The 15989-nt window shown below is 64.8% G+C and carries 17 protein-coding genes; 9 read left to right on the top strand and 8 right to left on the bottom strand.

Annotation, left to right across the window (positions count from 1 at the left end):
* Positions 1-101: 101 nt before the first annotated feature.
* Positions 102-929, bottom strand: a complete 828-nt coding sequence (locus tag ASG03_RS14825; RefSeq protein ID WP_162241397.1) for a glutamine amidotransferase-related protein — start codon at positions 927-929, stop codon at positions 102-104.
* A 428-nt stretch (positions 930-1357) separates the two neighbouring features.
* On the opposite strand from ASG03_RS14825, the gene ASG03_RS14820 reads away from it, so the two are divergent.
* The 4 genes from ASG03_RS14820 (at position 1358) to ASG03_RS14805 (ending at position 5578) form a co-directional block, all read left to right on the top strand.
* Entirely contained in the window at positions 1358-2473 is a 1116-nt protein-coding gene (locus ASG03_RS14820) for a branched-chain amino acid ABC transporter substrate-binding protein (RefSeq protein WP_062694193.1), read from the top strand.
* A gap of 359 nt (positions 2474-2832) precedes the next feature.
* Positions 2833-4782 (top strand): methyl-accepting chemotaxis protein, encoded by a 1950-nt coding sequence (locus ASG03_RS14815; RefSeq protein ID WP_062694191.1) that lies wholly within the window; start codon positions 2833-2835, stop codon positions 4780-4782.
* Positions 4782-5249: a chemotaxis protein CheW gene (locus tag ASG03_RS14810; protein ID WP_162241396.1), complete on the top strand. Its 468-nt coding sequence runs from the start codon at positions 4782-4784 to the stop codon at positions 5247-5249. The genes ASG03_RS14815 and ASG03_RS14810 overlap by 1 nt, the downstream gene beginning before the upstream one ends.
* Before the next feature lie 83 nt (positions 5250-5332).
* On the top strand, positions 5333-5578 hold the full coding sequence (locus tag ASG03_RS14805; RefSeq protein WP_062694188.1) for a DUF982 domain-containing protein: 246 nt from the start codon (positions 5333-5335) through the stop codon (positions 5576-5578).
* Positions 5579-5659: 81 nt separating this feature from the next.
* On the opposite strand, the gene ASG03_RS14800 is transcribed toward ASG03_RS14805, so the two are convergent.
* From ASG03_RS14800 to ASG03_RS14785, 4 genes are all read right to left on the bottom strand, one after another.
* Positions 5660-6277, bottom strand: a complete 618-nt coding sequence (locus tag ASG03_RS14800) for a hypothetical protein (RefSeq protein WP_062694186.1) — start codon at positions 6275-6277, stop codon at positions 5660-5662.
* A gap of 114 nt (positions 6278-6391) precedes the next feature.
* Positions 6392-7168 carry a molybdopterin-binding protein gene (locus tag ASG03_RS14795; protein ID WP_062694183.1) on the bottom strand — a complete coding sequence of 259 codons (777 nt, stop codon included), beginning with the start codon at positions 7166-7168 and terminating at the stop codon, positions 6392-6394.
* Complete coding sequence (locus ASG03_RS14790) at positions 7165-8031, bottom strand: cytochrome b/b6 domain-containing protein (RefSeq protein WP_062694246.1); 867 nt, start codon at positions 8029-8031, stop codon at positions 7165-7167. The genes ASG03_RS14795 and ASG03_RS14790 overlap by 4 nt, the downstream gene beginning before the upstream one ends.
* A 135-nt stretch (positions 8032-8166) precedes the next feature.
* Positions 8167-8439 (bottom strand): pentapeptide MXKDX repeat protein, encoded by a 273-nt coding sequence (locus tag ASG03_RS14785; RefSeq protein WP_062479190.1) that lies wholly within the window; start codon positions 8437-8439, stop codon positions 8167-8169.
* 183 nt (positions 8440-8622) lie between these two features.
* Between ASG03_RS14785 and ASG03_RS14780 the strand changes: the two genes are divergently transcribed.
* Positions 8623-9180, top strand: a complete 558-nt coding sequence (locus ASG03_RS14780; protein ID WP_062694181.1) for a sigma-70 family RNA polymerase sigma factor — start codon at positions 8623-8625, stop codon at positions 9178-9180.
* Entirely contained in the window at positions 9164-9811 is a 648-nt protein-coding gene (locus ASG03_RS14775) for an NrsF family protein (protein WP_062694178.1), read from the top strand. Before ASG03_RS14780 ends, ASG03_RS14775 begins: the two co-directional genes overlap by 17 nt.
* Here ASG03_RS14775 and ASG03_RS14770 read toward each other — a convergent pair.
* Positions 9783-10745, bottom strand: coding sequence for a LysR family transcriptional regulator (locus tag ASG03_RS14770; protein ID WP_062694176.1), 963 nt, complete (start codon positions 10743-10745; stop codon positions 9783-9785). The two genes, ASG03_RS14775 and ASG03_RS14770, sit on opposite strands and share 29 nt — an antisense overlap.
* A 132-nt stretch (positions 10746-10877) precedes the next feature.
* On the opposite strand from ASG03_RS14770, the gene ASG03_RS14765 reads away from it, so the two are divergent.
* On the top strand, positions 10878-11528 hold the full coding sequence (locus tag ASG03_RS14765) for a pyridoxamine 5'-phosphate oxidase family protein (RefSeq protein WP_062694174.1): 651 nt from the start codon (positions 10878-10880) through the stop codon (positions 11526-11528).
* A gap of 105 nt (positions 11529-11633) precedes the next feature.
* Here the strand turns inward: ASG03_RS14765 and ASG03_RS14760 are convergent, their stop codons facing one another.
* Entirely contained in the window at positions 11634-12614 is a 981-nt protein-coding gene (locus ASG03_RS14760; protein WP_062694172.1) for a TerC family protein, read from the bottom strand.
* A gap of 334 nt (positions 12615-12948) precedes the next feature.
* On the opposite strand from ASG03_RS14760, the gene ASG03_RS14755 reads away from it, so the two are divergent.
* Both ASG03_RS14755 and ASG03_RS14750 read left to right on the top strand, forming a co-directional pair.
* A complete protein-coding gene (locus ASG03_RS14755; protein WP_062479173.1) occupies positions 12949-13158 on the top strand; it encodes a hypothetical protein in 210 nt (69 codons plus the stop codon).
* A 151-nt stretch (positions 13159-13309) separates the two neighbouring features.
* The gene (locus tag ASG03_RS14750; protein ID WP_062694170.1) at positions 13310-14689 is read left to right on the top strand and encodes a GntP family permease; all 1380 of its coding nucleotides are present in this window, start codon (positions 13310-13312) and stop codon (positions 14687-14689) included.
* A 75-nt stretch (positions 14690-14764) separates the two neighbouring features.
* Here ASG03_RS14750 and ASG03_RS14745 read toward each other — a convergent pair whose 3' ends face one another.
* Positions 14765-15925 carry a capsular polysaccharide export protein, LipB/KpsS family gene (locus tag ASG03_RS14745; RefSeq protein ID WP_062694169.1) on the bottom strand — a complete coding sequence of 387 codons (1161 nt, stop codon included), beginning with the start codon at positions 15923-15925 and terminating at the stop codon, positions 14765-14767.
* Positions 15926-15989: the final 64 nt, after the last annotated feature.

The raw sequence follows: 15989 nt of genomic DNA, 5'->3' as shown, positions 1-15989 counted from the left end.
CATCGCGAGTTCTGTCGTCGCGCTGATAACGGATAATTAACGATCTTTTGCTCAGCCCTTGCACGACCCCCGGTTGGGATGCCGGATCTTCGCAACGGCCTCTATGCCCGCACAAACCGCAGGAAATTGACCAGTTCCACCTGGCGGCGAGAGGCCAGGGTAACCTCCTCGTCCACGCCGATCTGCCACGCAAGGTCGTGTCGGCCCGGGTCCGCATTAAGCGTCTCCAGTGTCTCGGCATAGGCCTCGACGGCCGCCACGCTGTTGGCAAGCCCCTGTTCGCGCACATCCTCGGACTGGCGGCGGATGGATTGGGCGATCTCGGAAAGGTCGAGCTCCGGATGGTACTGGACGCCCCAGAAGACGCCGTTGCCGAAGCGGATCTCGGCGGCTTCCGTCGGTGTCGCCTTGGATTGCGCGAGGCGGATCGCACCCGGCGGAAGGCGATCGACCACGCTCGAATGCATGGCCGGGGCCGTCCAGACCTGCGGCCGGTCCTGGAGAAGAGGATGGCGTCTGCCGTCCTCCGTCGGAACGATATCGCGGGCAAAGCCGACCTGCATGCCCGCATCGCGCGGCTTGCAAACCCCGCCCGCGGCGACGGCGGCAATCTGAAGCCCGGCGCAGGAACCGAAGGCAGGAACGCCAGCGGAAAACACCCGCGTCATGAAATCGGCGGCCGCGCGCGTCTCGTCCGTCTGCTTGTGCATCTGGATGGGAGACCCGGCAAAGAGAACGCCCTGGAAACGGGTGAGTGCGCCCGAGATATCGGCGCCCTCGATGCAGCAGACCGTTTCGATCACGGCGTCCGGATCGATGGTTCGAAGCGTCTCGGCATAGGTTTCATAGGAGGCGGCGCCACTGGCATTGCGGCGCTCGTTTTTCTGGTCGGCGGTTTCGCTGTCGACCACAAGAAGACGAAGAGGCAAGGAATTTCCGATCCGGTGAAGAAGATGCACCCGGTAACGCAGTGCGGCCTTCATGGTTCGCCCCGATCGGCAGGGACCCTCCATCCGTCGGTCACGTTTGCGTCAGGCGCCCGGGCTGACCGGGACGGATTCGCCAAGGTTTGGGGCGGCATCGCGGAAGGGGCCGTGACGCGCGCGTCGCGGGCCTGTGCGTCTGCAGAAACGTGTGGGGAATTTCTGCGCCAAACGGCGGCTGTTTGCGGTAATGTTCTTGCGCGAAAGCCCGGAAATTCTTAGAAATCTGTCGCTTACGATGCGAGCCAAACATGGCCGCGTCCCGGGCGAAGGGCTGTGCCCCTCGTTCCCGCATGTCGAACGCACCCGTTCGATGGGAAAGCCCGAGAGATCATCACGCGCGGACCGGGAGGCCGCGTTCCAAGGAGACGGATATGACATTGAAGACAATCACCGCGGCGCTGGCCGCCACGCTGGCCTTTTCGCCGCCTGCTGCAACCGCCGCTTTTGCCGATATCACCGTCGGCCTCGTCGCCCCCCTCACCGGTCCGGTCGCCGCGATCGGCGCCCAGATCAAGAACGGCGCGGAGACCGCCGTCGAGGAAATCAACAAGAAGGGCGGCGTCAACGGGGAGAAGATCGTCCTCAAGATCGCCGATGACGCCGGCGAGCCGAAACAGGGCGTCTCCGCCGCCAACCAGCTGATCGCCGACAACATCCGCTTCGTCGTCGGCCCGGTCACCTCCGGCGTATCGATCCCCGCATCCGTGGCATTCGCGGAAAATGGCACGCTGATGGTCACGCCGACGGCAACGTCGCCGGAGCTGACCGCGCGCGGCCTGACGACCGTCTTCCGCACCTGCGGCCGGGACGACCAGCAGGCCGACGTGGCGGCCAGATACGTCGTCGCAAACTTCAAGGACAAGAAGATCGCGATCCTCAACGACAAGGGCCAGTACGGAAAGGGTCTCGCCGACGCCTTCAAAACCTCGTTGAACGCCGCCGGCGTCACCGAAATCTTCAACGACGCGCTGACCGCCGGCGACAAGGATTTCAGCGCCCTCGTCACCCGCATGAAATCCGAAGGCGTCGAGGTCCTGTATTTCGGCGGCTATCACCCGGAGGCCGGGCTTCTGGTGCGCCAGATGAAGGATGCCGGCCTGTCCGTGCAGCTGATTGCCGGCGACGGCCTGTCGAACAGCGAGTTCATCGCCACCGGCGGCGACGATGCGAACGGCACGATCTACACCAATGCCGCCGACGCCCTGAAGAGTGCCGACAGCAAGGCTGCTGCCGACGCCCTGACGGCCAAGAAGATCCCGGTCGAAGCCTTTACCCTGAACGCCTATGCCGCGGTCGAAGTCATCGCCGCCGGCATCGCCAAGGCCGGCAGCACGGATGATGCCGAAGCCGTGGCGCAAGCGCTGAAGGATGGCACCCCCATCAAGACCGCGATCGGCGCGCTGACCTATGGCGAGACCGGCGACCTGACGTCGCAGAGCTTCTCGGTCTACAAGTGGGAAGCCGGAAAGACCGTCGCGGTCGAGTAAACATCGGCCTCTCAGAGCCGGATAGGAAGGATACGGGCGCCTGCAGGCGCCCGTTTTGCGTTGGTGCACATGGTCCGTGAAGCGGCCGGAGGAGAGGACCGGCGCGCGAGAGGGCGCGCGCGAGAGGACGCGCGAGAGAACGGGGAAGCAGGACAGGCGCGATGATTAAACCCGCGATTCGGTTCACTTCTTTCCGCGCCGTTCATTCTTTCTTTCCGATTTTTCTAATACACAGGTCGGGTACGGTCGGTCTGCTCGTTCCTCCCGTCCGACGTCCGATCGCACATCTGAAGCTGCCCATCCGACAACGCCCATTGCCTGCCCATCCCCCCACGGCAGGCCAAATATCGAGAGCCGTGATGTCTTCCTTCAACAATCTGCGTATTCTCACCAAGATCGCCGCGACCCTCTTCATGCTGATCCTGATTGCCATGGGCGTCAGCTATTCCAGCTACGGATCCCTCTCCAAGCTCGAGCAGACGGCCGCGATGACGGACCACACCTACAAGGTCATCAACGCCCTCAACGGTATCGCCGCCAGCATGGTCGATCAGGAGACCGGCATTCGCGGCTACCTCGTTTCCACGAACGACGCCTTTCTGGCGCCCCAGAAGGCCGGTCTGGAGGCCTATGCGTCCCATCTGAAGAACGTTCGTACGCTGACCTCGGACAATCCGGCGCAGCAGAACCGCCTCGATACGCTCGAGCGCTTCGTCGCGGAGTGGCACGCAAAGGTGGCCACGCCCGAGATCGCCCTGATGGCGAACGCGGCAACCCGGGATCAGGCGCGGGCGATCGAAACCAGCGGTGCCGGAAAGGCGTCCATGGACGGCATCCGCGCGACCATCGCGGAGATGATCGGCGTCGAGGCCGGGCTGCTCGGCACGCGCGCCGAGGCTGCCGCTGCTGCCGCAGCGTCCGGCCGCTTCAACAACATCGCGGGCGGCATCGGCATGTTCGCCGTCTCCCTGCTCGCGCTGATCGTCCTCAATCTCGGTCTCGTCCGCCCCGTGCGGGGCATCAACGATGCCATGCGCGACCTGGCCGCAGGGCGCATCGATCTCACGATTCCCGGCTCCGGCCGTGCGGATGAAGTCGGCGAGATGGCCGGCGCCGTCGAGGTCTTCCGTCAGGCCGCCGTCGTCAACAGGCAGCTGGAGAACGAGGCGGAAGCCGCTCGCCAGCAGGCCGAAGCCGACCGGATCCGTCTGACGGCGGAAGCGGAGGCCGCGGCCCAGCAGCGGCTGAACGAAGCGACGTCGGGCCTTGCGAGCGGCCTGAAGCGCCTGGCCGCCGGCGATCTCACCTTCCAGCTGGACGAACCCTTTTCGCCGGACTTCGAGGCCCTGCGCCACGATCTGAACAATGCCGTCCGCCAGCTCGGCGAGACCCTCCGCTCCGTGGCGCAGGCGGCCGGCTCCATCGACGGCGGATCGCAGGAGATCAGCCGGGGCGCCGACGATCTGTCCAAGCGGACCGAACAGCAGGCGGCGTCCCTCGAGGAAACAGCTGCAGCGCTCGACCAGATCACGGCCAATGTCTCGAACTCCTCCAAGCGCGCCGATGAAGCCCGCGCGGTCGCCGTACAGGCCAATGCCAGCGCCAGCCACTCCGGCCAGGTGGTCGCCCAGGCCGTCGAGGCGATGGGCAAGATCGAGGCCTCCTCGAACGAGGTGTCCAACATCATCGGCGTGATCGACGAGATTGCGTTCCAGACCAACCTGCTGGCGCTGAACGCCGGCGTCGAGGCGGCGCGCGCCGGGGATGCCGGCAAGGGCTTTGCCGTCGTCGCGCAGGAAGTCCGCGAGCTTGCTCAACGCTCGGCAAAGGCTGCCAAGGAGATCAAGGAGCTCATCCGGAACTCCTCCGTCGAGGTTCAGAACGGCGTGCAGCTCGTCAGCGAGACCGGCAAGGCCCTGCAGACGATCGAGGGCTACATCGTCACCATCAACGCCCACATGGACTCGATCGCCACCTCCGCGCGCGAGCAGTCGATCGGCCTCAGCGAGGTCAACATCGCCGTCAACCAGATGGACCAGGTGACCCAGCAGAACGCCGCCATGGTGGAGGAAACGAGCGCGGCCGGCATGACGCTCGCCAGCGAGAGCAGCACGCTCCGCCACCTCATCGGCCAGTTCGCCCTCGGCGCCGCCGGATCGCCGGCCCAGGCCCTGCGCCAGACGGCCGCCAGCATGAGAGCCGCAAGCGCGCCGCAGCGCGCGCCTGCGCCAACGCAGTCCCGCCCGCGGAGAGCCGCAGGGGCATCGGCCGGCAAGGCCGCCACAAACGATGGATGGAAGGAATTCTGATGCGTGACACGACAACCAACGGCATGCTCGAAATCATTGCGTTCCGGCTCCACGAGCAGGAATTCTGCGTCCGCACGGTGACCATCCGCGAAATCCGCGGCTGGGCACCGGCAACGCCTATTCCCCAGGCGCCACCGGAGGTTCTCGGTGTCATGAACCTGCGCGGCACGGTCATCCCGGTCATCAACCTCGCCCTCAAGCTGGGCATGCGGGGTGCCGAGCCCACCGAGCGCAGCGCCATCGTCGTCACCGAGGTGCACGGCATGGCCATGGGGCTGCTCGTCGACCGGGTCTCCGATATCCTCATGGTCCCGGCCGATCTTCTCCAGCCGGTTCCCGACGTCACCACCTCGGCAGCGACGGCCTATTCCGACGGCATCATCGTGCAGCCCACGGGCATGATCTGCTTCCTGAACCTCGAGCGCATGTTCAACAGAAGCGAGACCGAGATGATGGCGGCAGCCTAGAGCCGGCCGTCTGCGTCGAAGCGATCTTTGCATCCGGAGGCCGCCGCTGTAGAAGACGGCATCATCGGCATGGAGACATTCGCTTGAGCAATGACTGGAACAAGGCTGTGTCGCTCGCGCTGGAAGGACCCGGCGCGTTCACCACCATCCGCAACAACCAGGAAGCGTCCTGGGCCCTGATCGAAGACTGGCCGTTGGAAGACGGCCCGGCACTCGACGCCGCGCTCCTGACGCTCGAAGCGGCCATGAAGGGCAAGACGTCGGTGGAAGCCGCCCGGCTGTCCTTCATCGCGGCGGCACACGAGGCGGGGCTCGAGATCAGGGACTAGTCGCGGACAGGGGCTCGCATCCGGCGCACAAAATCGGCGACGCCCGCCGCGAGAGAAGCCCGCGGCGGACGGTTCGCCGTCTTACATCGGCGGCTGGACGCCGTTGGTGCCGACGACGACGCGGCTGCTGGAGATGGTGCCGTCGGCCGCCTTTTCGGACGGCACGAACACGGTTGCGCCGGCCTTCAGGTCCGCCTTCACGGCCGGCGCGAAGGTCACGACCGGCGTGCCTGCGGGAATGGCGATCTTCTTTTCCTTACCCTTGTAGGTCACCGTCACCGTCTGGCCGTCGACCGATTTCACGGCATTGGCGACGGTGGCATTGGTCATGGAGCTGTTGGGCTTCAGATCCCAGGCATAGCTGCCCTCGCCGGTGCCCTTCATCGCCGCCGGGAAGATCAGCACCTCGAGCGCGCCGTCGCCGCCCTCGGCCGTCGGCAACGATGCGATACCGACAAAATCGCCGGTCTTGATGTCGTCGATCGAAGCCTTGGCGACGCTTGAAACCGCCCAGCCGTCCTTCAGCAGGATCTTCGCATCGGCGCCTTCCCGCGTCTTCACGGACAACGTGTTGCCCTCAAGGCTTTCCACGGTGCCGCGCACACGCATGGCATCGGCCGCCTGGACCGCCGTGCCGATCATGGCCGACATGAGGGCGCCGGTCAGGGCCGCGACGCCGGTTTTCGAGAGATAGAACATGTGTCATTCCTTGTTCATCCCCTGTCGTCATGTCCGGCGGATGCGGGGTGGTATCCGCCGGTTTCGCAAGGTCGGTCTTCAACGCTCAAAGGCCCGAAGACCGCCTGCAAATCGTCAGATCCCGGCGTACCACTCGTAGCCGCGATCCTCCCAGAAGCCGCCATTCCCGCCATAGAACGTGGCGAGGTCGGCGACAGCCTCGATCCGCATGAGATATTTCGCCTGCTTGTAGCCGAGCTGCCGCTCGACCCTGAGCCGCAGCGGCGCGCCGTGCGGCACTTCGAGGTCGCGGCCGTTCATGGCGTAGGCGAGGATGGTCTGTGGGTGGAAGGCGTCGATGAGGTCGATGCTCTCATAGTACCAGCCACTGCCGTCGAGCGTCTTTTCGTACTCGTCGGCGCAGTGAAAGACGATGTAGCGCGCCTCCTTCTTCAAGCCAGCCGTCGTCAGCAGGCTGCCGAGCGGCACCCCGGTCCACTGGCCGATGGCGCTCCAGCCTTCCACGCAATCGTGACGCGTGATCTGCGTGCGCGACGGCATCGCCTTCAGGGCGGCCAGCGACAGGCTGGTCGGGCGCTCGACCAGGCCGCCGATCTGCAGCTGCCACCGGGCGAAGCGGCCGGCAAGCAGGTCCTGGTACTCGGCCCCGTCCGGCATGGTGGTGCCATTGGCCCGGAAGGTCGGCGAGAGATCGCCGGCGCCGAACTCCCGGGCAAGCGCGGTGTCGCCGATCAGGAAACGCTGCGTTCCCATGGTCAGGCGCTCGGCCATCCGGATGACGGACTGGACATTGCCGTTTTCTGCAAGCGCGTCGCAGCCGGTGAGGCCGAGTGCCGACGCGGTCAGCGTCGAGCCGATGAGAAAGCGGCGGCGGGTGAGAAGCTTGGTCATGGCGCGATCTCCGATGGGCTGGCAAGCGGTGCTTCCGTGCGGATCGCGTAGCGGCCCGTGATCATGGAGCGCATGTTGTTGAAGAGGCCGGAGGCAAGCACCATCGCCACGTGCACCACGACGAAGGCGACGAGCGACGTGGCGAAGACGAAGTGCAGCGTACGGGCGGACTGCCGGCCGCCGAAGAGATCGAGGAGCCAGGGGGCGACCGCATTGAAGCCGGGCGACATGGTCAGCCCCGTCAGGATCATGCCCGGCAGCATGAGAAAGATGACCAAGAGATAGGTGATCTTCTGCAGGGCGTTGTAATGCCGTGCCTTTTCGCCTTTGGGAAACCGCAGCCGCGCATGATCGGCAATCTCGTGGCCGAGATGGGCTGGCGTCAGCTCGGATCTGGTCGGCACAAGGTCGCGCCGGAAATGCCGCGACAGGATGCCATAGGCGAGATAGACGAGGCCGTTGAGCACGAAGGCCCAGGCAAAGAAGAAATGCCAGCGACGGCCGGTGGCGAGATCCTGATAGCTGGGCAGCGTGATCCAGGCGGGGAAGCCGCGCACGGTGGGTTCGCCGTCCACGCTGGACACGCCGAGCACGCCGGTGGTGTCGAGCGCAAGACCGCCGATGCGCGTGACGCCCTTGAGAACGCCATCGCTGTCGACGGCGTCGAGCGACAGCACCGACGGGTCGTTATCGGCACCGTACTGCCCCCAATAGAGATGGGGATGCGCGTTGAAGATCTGCAATCCGCTGAAGAGAAGCACTGTCATCGCCAGCACGTTCAGCCAGTGCGACAACCGCACGGTCAGGCTGTGACGGCGGATCAGCGTCTGCTGGCCGGATGTCGTGGAAGATGAGCCGAACATGACGTTCCCTCCGAGGTCGGCAATGTCTGTGAGACTGTCCGGTCCGCCCCGCATGCCGGAAGGCGGACGCGTCGTTCCCCGGCTCTTGTGCGTATACGCGCCGGGGAACGACCAAGATCACCGCGACGGCAAAGCCTACATCGCGTCGCAGCCCTTCATCATGTCGGCCTTCTTCATGCTGTCCTTTTCCATGCCGGCCTTGTGCGTGCAGTCGGCCTTGGTGCCCTTCATTGCATCGTGCTGCATGGCGTCGTGCTTCATGGCATCGGGCTTCATCGGGTCGGCCTTCATCGTGTCCGTCTGCATGGCATCCGGCTTCTTCATGGCATCCGTGCTGGTCTGGGCCTGCGCTGCGCCGATCGAAAGGGCGAGACCGAGGATGGTGGCGGCGATGATGCGATGGGTCATGATGGTTCTCCTGGCTGGTGTGCCGGACGCGGGCTGCGTCGATGGTCACGGAAAGCTCATTCGGACCGCCCCTGCATCCGGTTACATCCATCACGCCGATGTGATCGCACGGGAAATTTGCTCGCTTTTTTCGAAACACGCTGTAACCGTTTCGACGCGTTCCCGTATGAGCTTCCCAGAGACATGACCGTTGTGACCGAGTCCGAGTTGAAGGTGCTGATGCTCTTGTCGCTCGACGGCGACGAGGCGGCCTATCGCTGCCTGCTCGACGTGCTCCGGCATCTTCTGGTGCGCTACTATAAACGGCGGCTTGGACGGTCCGACACGAGCGATGTGGACGACCTGGTGCAGGACACGCTGCTTGCGCTGCATCAGCGCCGGATTACCTATGACCGCGAAAGGCCCTTTACGGCCTGGTTCTTCACCATTGCCCGCCACAAGCTGGTGGATCACCACCGCAGGACGGGCAGCCGGGGCCATGTCGGGCTGGAAGCGGCGGGAGAGATGCCGGACGGCTATCGCGAGGATGCGGTGTCGGCGCAGATGGATATCCAGCGGCTGCTCGCCGGACTTCCCGCGTGGCAGGCCGAGGCGATCCGTCAGGTCCGGCTTGACGGCAGCTCGATCACGGAGGCCGCGTTGCATGCCGGGCGTTCGGAAAGCATGGTCAAGGTGGGCATTCACAGAGGTATCAAGGCGCTGGCGGCAAGATTGAGAGGCGATCATGGCAGGGACGGATGAATTGATCGACGATCTCGTGCGGGATCTCCGGCCTGTGCACAGGCACGCGCTGGCGTGGCTGCTCGGGCGCGCTCTGCTGCCGGGGCTGGCGCTCTCCACCGCTTTCATCCTGTTCGTGCACGGGCTGCGCCCGGATCTCGGCGCAGCCCTCTTCCTGCCTGCCTTCTGGGTCAAGTCCGCCTATCCGCTGCTGCTCGGCCTCATCGGTGTCGGGGCGCTCCTCGTCGTCGCACGGCCCGGCGGGCGTCCGGTCGGCAGCGCCGTGCAGGTCGCGATCGTCTACGCGCTGCTGGTCGGCCTAGCCGTCCTGCAGTTGCGCCAGGCCACCACGCCGGATGAAAGCCATCGGCTGATCATGGGCATCTCCGCCCTCTACTGCCCGCTGATCATCCTTGCGACCGGTGCAGCGCCCATGGCAGCGACCTTCTGGTTTCTGCGCAGGAGCGCGCCCACCGCGCCGGGGCTTGCCGGAGCGATAGCCGGCCTTAGCGGGGGAGCGCTTGGCGCCTGGATCTACAGCTGGGGCTGCATCGAGAACGGCCTCCCCTTCGTCGCGCTCTGGTACACGCTCGGCATCGTGCTGTGCACGACGCTCGGCAGCATCATGGGTCGCCTGTGGCTGAAATGGTGAGCCCGGCATCCCGAACGCTGGCGAGACGGCCTTTCAGGCGCGGCACGGCGAAGTCCGCGAACGCCCGCATCTTCAGCGGCATGATCGCCTGCCCCGTATGCACGAGATGAACCGGCAGCGGCTTCGGCTGGGCATCGTTCAGCACCGCGACCAGCCGCCCGTCGGCAAGGGCTGACGCTGCCTGATAGGACAGGATGCGGACGATGCCGGCGCCCGCCAGCGCCGCATCGATGGCCCCGTCGGCGGTGTTGACCGCAAAGCGCGGCCGGATGGGCACGGCGATCGTCTCTGCCCGCTCCGCCGTTCCGGCGGTCTTGCCGCCGCCAAACAGCCAGACGGCGCCGGCAGAAAGCCGCTCGAAGGCGATACAGTCATGCTCCGCCAAGGCGTCGAGGCTTTCCGGTTTTCCGCGCCCCGCGAGATAGGCAGGACTGGCACAGGTGACCCAGCGAACATCGCCAAGACGCGTTGCCTTGAGGCTGCTGTCGGGCAGCGGGCCGATCCGCACCGCGAGATCGACATGGTTCTCGACGAGATCGAGGACATGATCCGACAGAGCGAGGCGGATGTTGATCTGCGGATAGGCCTGCAGAAACGCGAGAACGACCGGTTCGACATGCATCCGCCCGAACATGATCGGCGCCGTGATCAGCATGTCGCCGCGCGGGGTGCGATATTCTCCGGTCGCGACACGCTCCGCCTGGTCGAGCTCGTCCAGAACGCGGCGGCAGGCGGCGACAAAGGCGTGCCCCGCTTCCGTCAGCAGGAGTTTGCGGCTCGTGCGCACGACCATTTGCGCGCCGAGATGCGCTTCGAGATCGGAAACGCGGCGACTGACCGTCGGCAGCGGTACGCCCAGGTTACGCGACGCGGCCGACAGGCTGCCTCCGTCGACCGCGGCCAGCAAGGTGCGCATGGCTTCGAAACGATCCATCGCGAGGGTTCCACAAAACAGAAGGAAGGCTTGTGATTTTCGCAGATACCGCATGTTTCTGCAACAAGCTAGGAAGCTGCGGTAACAGGCGGCATCGATCTCCGGATGTCGCGATGCAGAAGGATGAAACCGATGCCGGCTTCGAGCGATATTGCCTTCACACCCACGGTCAAGGCGCTTCAAGCCGAGCGGGGATCGCGCATCGCCTATGCGCGGATGGAGCAGGACGGCGGCTTCCGTACGGAGATCAGTGACGATCTTGTCGCCTTCCTCGCACATGTCGATACGGCCTATCTCGCAACCGCCAATGCCGCCGGCCAGCCCTATGCCCAGCACCGGGGCGGTCCGAAGGGGTTCATCCGGGTGGTCGACGACACCACGCTCGGGTTCGCCGACTATGCCGGAAACCGGCAGTATGTTTCGATCGGAAACCTCGAAGAGAACGACAAGGCGTTTCTGTTCCTGATGGATTACGCCCATCGTCGCCGGATCAAGCTCTGGGGCCGCGCACGCGTCGTGACCGACGATCCGGGTCTCCTCGAGCGCCTGATGCCCGAGAACTATCGCGCCCGGCCGGAACAGGCGATCCTGTTCAAGGTCGAGGCGTGGGATGTGAACTGCCCGCAGCATATTCCCCAGAAACTCGATGCGGCCGACGTGGCCGCGGCGATGGAGCGGCTCGGGGAGCGTATTTCCGCGCTCCAGACCGAGAATGAAAGCCTGAAGCGCGCCCTCGATCGATCCCTCGGGCGCGCTCAGGATCGGGACCCGGCGGCATCATGACGGGAGCTCGGGCGGCCTGACGGCGTTTTCGCCGCGCAGCGTCACTGTTCGACGCCTGCCTGCCGGAGGGGATTGCCCAATCCGGCAGGGAGGTGACGCGCGGGGTCAACCGGCTTTTGCGCCGCGCGTCTTTGCCAGGCTCCATACGACGCCGCTTGCGATGATGGCGAAGGTGATGCCGAGAGAAAGGGCGGCAGGGAACTTCTCAAGACCGAGGAGGTCGGCAAGGAAGACCTTGGAACCGATGAAGATCAGCACCACCGCCAGCGCGGGCTTGAGATACTTGAAGCGGTGGATCATCGCCGCGAGGGCGAAGTAGAGCGCGCGAAGGCCGAGGATCGCGAAGATGTTCGAGGTGTAGACGATGAACGGGTCGGTGGTGATGGCAAAGATCGCCGGGACCGAGTCGACGGCGAAAATGACGTCGGCAACCTCGATCAGCACCAGCGACATGAAAAGCGGCGTCACGAAGAGGGCCATCTTGCCCGTGACCGGATTCGGCTGGCGCACGAAGAAGTGCTCGCCATGGTGCGTCTCGGTCACGTTGAAGCGGCGGCGCATCCAGAGGACGAGCGGGTTCTTGGCAATGTCGGGCTCCGCATCCTTCATCACAAGCATCTTCACGCCGGTAAAGACCAGGAAGGCGGCAAAGACGTAGAGGAGCCAGGAGAACTCGGCCACGAGCGTGGCCCCGACGCCGATCATGATGGCGCGCAGCACGATGACGCCGAGGATGCCCCAGAACAGCACGCGATGCTGATAGAGACGGGGCACGGCGAAGAAGGAGAAGATCAGGGCGATGACGAAGACATTGTCGAGTGCCAGCGTTTTCTCGACCACGAAGCCGGTCATGTAGGCCAGACCGGACTCCGCACCGAGATACCACCAGACCCAGCCGCCGAAGGCGAGGCCGAGCGAGATGTAGAGCGCGGACAGCTTGATGCTCTCCCCGACCTCGATCTCCTTGTTCTCCTTGTGCAGGACGCCGAGGTCGAAGGTGAGGAGGGCGATGACGATGCCGATAAAACCGGCCCACATCCAGACAGGCTTGCCCAGCCAGTCGATAAAGAGAAATGCGAAGTCCATGGATCAACCTCTGCCGGCGCGGTGTCGGGGATAGGGTCCGACATCGCAAGAGCGCCGGAGCTCTCGCCAGAGGGGCCCGGACCAGCGGGTTGGAAGCGAGATGGGAACGGCCCCAAAACGAATCAAGAGGCCTCCCAATAAAAAACCGGCGGATCTCAAGAAACCGGATTTCCGATGGCAAGACCCATCGTCTTCACGGTGCTGACCATAGGCTCGCAGGCACTATAGGCTCAAACCGGCCATAGACTGGGAGAGGCCATGGAGCCCCATGGAACGGTTGGGTGCCTCATCCGTTGTCTTTCAAAGAACGTCATCATGTTCCCAGGAGGATGCCATGGACAGCGACGAGAAGAACCTGCCGGCCGCGATGGACACCATCATCGAGACCTATTCCGTCAGCCCGGACGAAGCTGAGCGCATCGTCCAGCAGTTCGGGGACGACGAGCAGGAACTCGCCCTGCTTCTCGGCCATGAGGGTGCAACGAAAGTCCCCTCGCCCAACACGGCGAATGTCGAGGAAAGCTACGTCCTCTTCGATATCTGAGCCGCACGCAGGCCTTCAACAGGTGCGCGCCGGGCAGGCCCTCTGCCCATGCCGAAAAGATACAGCTTGTCGCTGCAGACGCGAATTCCTATAAAACCGCCCAAGATGTACGTTCCGGACCTGTCGTCCGGCACGCTGGAGGGATGGAATTTTGCCGGAATTTGAACAGACACTCGGCGCTGGCGCGCTGATCTCGATCGCCGTCGGCGCCGTCCTTCTCCTGCTGCTGCTGATCATTCAGTTTCGCGTGCACGCCTTCGTCGCCCTCATCCTCGTCAGTCTCCTCACGGCCGTGGCCGCCGGCATTCCTGCCGGCAGCATTCTCACGACGATGACGAGCGGCTTCGGCTCCACCTTGGGCGGTGTCGCGCTTCTGGTTGGTCTTGGTGCCATGCTCGGGCGCATGCTCGAAATCTCCGGCGGCGCGCAGGCGCTTGCGGACGATCTCGTGGCCCGCTTCGGCGAAAAGCGGGCGCCGATGGCGCTCGGCATCACATCGCTCATCTTCGGCTTTCCGATCTTCTTCGATGCCGGTCTCGTGGTCATGCTGCCGGTGGTCTTCACCATCGCACGCCGGCTGGGCGGAAGCCTGCTGCTCTACGGCATTCCCGTCGCCACGGCCTTCTCCGTCATGCATGTCTTTGTACCGCCGCATCCCGGACCCGTTGCGGCCGCCGAGCTCCTGGGCGCCGATGCCGGCCTCCTCATTCTCGCCGGCCTGGCGGTCGCCATCCCCACCTGGATCATCGCCGGCCAGTTGTTCGGCACCTGGATCGGCAAGCGCATCATGCTGCCCGTTCCCGAGAGCTTTTCGGCACCCGTACCCAAGGACGACGGCGCGCATCCGCCGAGCCCAGGTCTTGTCGTTGCCCTTCTCCTTCTGCCGCTTCTGCTGATCTTCATGAACACCGGGCTCGATTTCGCCAGAGCGCAGGGATGGGTGGACAAGAATGCGGCCTGGTTCCAGCTCGCGCGGACACTCGGCGCGACGCCGGTCGCCCTTCTCATCTCCGTTCTCGTCGCCAGCTACGTGTTGGGCCCGATGCGCGGCCGGACCGCGATCGAGGTCGAACGCATCCTGGATTCCGCGCTGGGTCCCGTCTGCTCCATCATCCTGATCACGGGCGCCGGCGGCATGTTCGGGGGCGTGCTGCGTGCGTCCGGCATCGGTGCCGCCCTGTCGGACGCCTTGTCGGATATCGGCTTGCCGGTGCTGGTCGCGGGCTTCCTCGTGGCCACGGCCCTGCGGGTGGCGCAGGGCTCGGCCACGGTTGCGCTCATCACGGCGGCGGGCCTCATCCAGCCGGCCGTGCAGGCCGCGGGCTATCAGGGCCTCCAGCTTTCGGCCATCGTCATCGCCCTCGCATCCGGCTCCGTCATGCTGTCGCATGTCAACGATAGCGGCTTCTGGCTCGTCGGGCGTTTCTTCGGCATGGATGTCAAGACGACCTTCAAGACCTGGACCGTCATGCAGACGCTCGTCGGCCTCATCGGCTTCGCCTTGGCCAGCCTCATGTTCTCGCTCGCCTAGACGCGGCAAGAGGCTGCGGACACGCCGGCAGCGCCAGACCGCCTGCCTGCGTTTGAGCGCTCCGGGATCTGCCTGTCAGCGACCCCTTCGAAGCCACGAGAACAGGCGCGGCTTTGCCAATGGCTTGCCCTGTTCCCTGCCCGATCTCCGGTCTTCGCGCATGGCGGCGAGCAGGGCCAAGGCGCCCTCGAAATCAAGTTCCGTCCGGAGCGCCGGATCGAAGTAGCGGGGATAAAGGATGTAGGCCGCAGCAAAGATCTCGGTCGTGCTGCGCCTCGCCGTCCGGCGCGGACAAAGCTGGCGGTCGTCTGTCGCTCCCCAGCCGGCATAGAAAGGCATTCCGAGACAGGTCACGGGGATGCCGCGGATCAAGGCCTCGAAGCCCGAAAGCGAGGTGATCGTATAGACGCGATCCACGGTTTCGAAGGCGTCGGCCAGCGTGATGTCCTCCTCGAGGATCATGGCGAGATGGCGTACGTCCCGCGGATCGGACTGGTAGGGACGGGTGCCGTGCAGCAGTTCCGGATGCGGCTTGTAGATGATCTGGGCGTCCGGATTCTCCTGCGCGGCGACACGAACGAGGTCGTTGTTGTCGATCTCGCGGTCGCAGCCTTTCAGGATCGACGCATCGCCCTCGACCTGCCCCACCACGAGGATGCGCGTGCGCGTCTTCGGGCCGTAGAGGGACGCAATATCGATATCTCTCGATGTGTTGTACTTCGAGAGCCGCGACGCCACGAGGCTCTCGATGCCGCGGCGGGCCCGTTCCAGAAGCGGCGCATCGGCGGCGAAGTCGTAGGTCTGAAGGATCTGCTCGAGATCCGACGGCGTCGTGGCGTCGAAATACATGCCGCCCCGATCGAAGCAGAGAGAGATCGGAGGCGCTTTCGTTGCGCCGAGAGCGAGCGATCGGAGAAAGCCGTCCTCCACGCGAATGAGCGTAATCCCGTGCCGGTCACAGAACGCTTCGACAAAGGCCGGTATCTTGTATCCCCAGACATAGACCTTGGAGCCTTTGCGCCGGCGCAAGGCGGGCGCCACGAACGTGTAGAATTTCGGCCGGAGGAGCGTCCTGTTCCATTGCACGACCGTCTCGCCCGCAAGCCAGATCCGGAGAAATCCTTTCCAGGGGCTCAGGCCGAGAACATAGGAGCGCGGTTCGCGCGACGCGCTCTGCCGCTGCCGGTACGCACGTATTGGGTTCCAGGTATTCTCGGCAGCGTGGTCATGGGGCATGGCGTGGATCCGCGCGATTCGCATCACTGTTGGCGCTACGCAAGGCAGCGCGCACCGACATACC

The organism is Rhizobium sp. Leaf341, assembly GCF_001424325.1.
Classification (GTDB): domain Bacteria; phylum Pseudomonadota; class Alphaproteobacteria; order Rhizobiales; family Rhizobiaceae; genus Ferranicluibacter.
This window is presented reverse-complemented; position numbering and strand designations above follow the sequence as displayed.

Coding starts and splice junctions, on each gene's coding strand:
- ASG03_RS14780 (WP_062694181.1), top strand. CDS start 8,623: ATGACCGTTGTGACCGAGTCCGAGTTGAAGGTGCTGATGCTCTTGTCG.
- ASG03_RS14765 (WP_062694174.1), top strand. CDS start 10,878: ATGCCGGCTTCGAGCGATATTGCCTTCACACCCACGGTCAAGGCGCTT.
- ASG03_RS14775 (WP_062694178.1), top strand. CDS start 9,164: ATGGCAGGGACGGATGAATTGATCGACGATCTCGTGCGGGATCTCCGG.
- ASG03_RS14810 (WP_162241396.1), top strand. CDS start 4,782: ATGCGTGACACGACAACCAACGGCATGCTCGAAATCATTGCGTTCCGG.
- ASG03_RS14815 (WP_062694191.1), top strand. CDS start 2,833: ATGTCTTCCTTCAACAATCTGCGTATTCTCACCAAGATCGCCGCGACC.
- ASG03_RS14755 (WP_062479173.1), top strand. CDS start 12,949: ATGGACAGCGACGAGAAGAACCTGCCGGCCGCGATGGACACCATCATC.
- ASG03_RS14785 (WP_062479190.1), bottom strand. CDS start 8,439: ATGACCCATCGCATCATCGCCGCCACCATCCTCGGTCTCGCCCTTTCG.
- ASG03_RS14800 (WP_062694186.1), bottom strand. CDS start 6,277: ATGTTCTATCTCTCGAAAACCGGCGTCGCGGCCCTGACCGGCGCCCTC.
- ASG03_RS14820 (WP_062694193.1), top strand. CDS start 1,358: ATGACATTGAAGACAATCACCGCGGCGCTGGCCGCCACGCTGGCCTTT.
- ASG03_RS14795 (WP_062694183.1), bottom strand. CDS start 7,168: ATGACCAAGCTTCTCACCCGCCGCCGCTTTCTCATCGGCTCGACGCTG.
- ASG03_RS14745 (WP_062694169.1), bottom strand. CDS start 15,925: ATGCCCCATGACCACGCTGCCGAGAATACCTGGAACCCAATACGTGCG.
- ASG03_RS14760 (WP_062694172.1), bottom strand. CDS start 12,614: ATGGACTTCGCATTTCTCTTTATCGACTGGCTGGGCAAGCCTGTCTGG.
- ASG03_RS14770 (WP_062694176.1), bottom strand. CDS start 10,745: ATGGATCGTTTCGAAGCCATGCGCACCTTGCTGGCCGCGGTCGACGGA.
- ASG03_RS14790 (WP_062694246.1), bottom strand. CDS start 8,031: ATGTTCGGCTCATCTTCCACGACATCCGGCCAGCAGACGCTGATCCGC.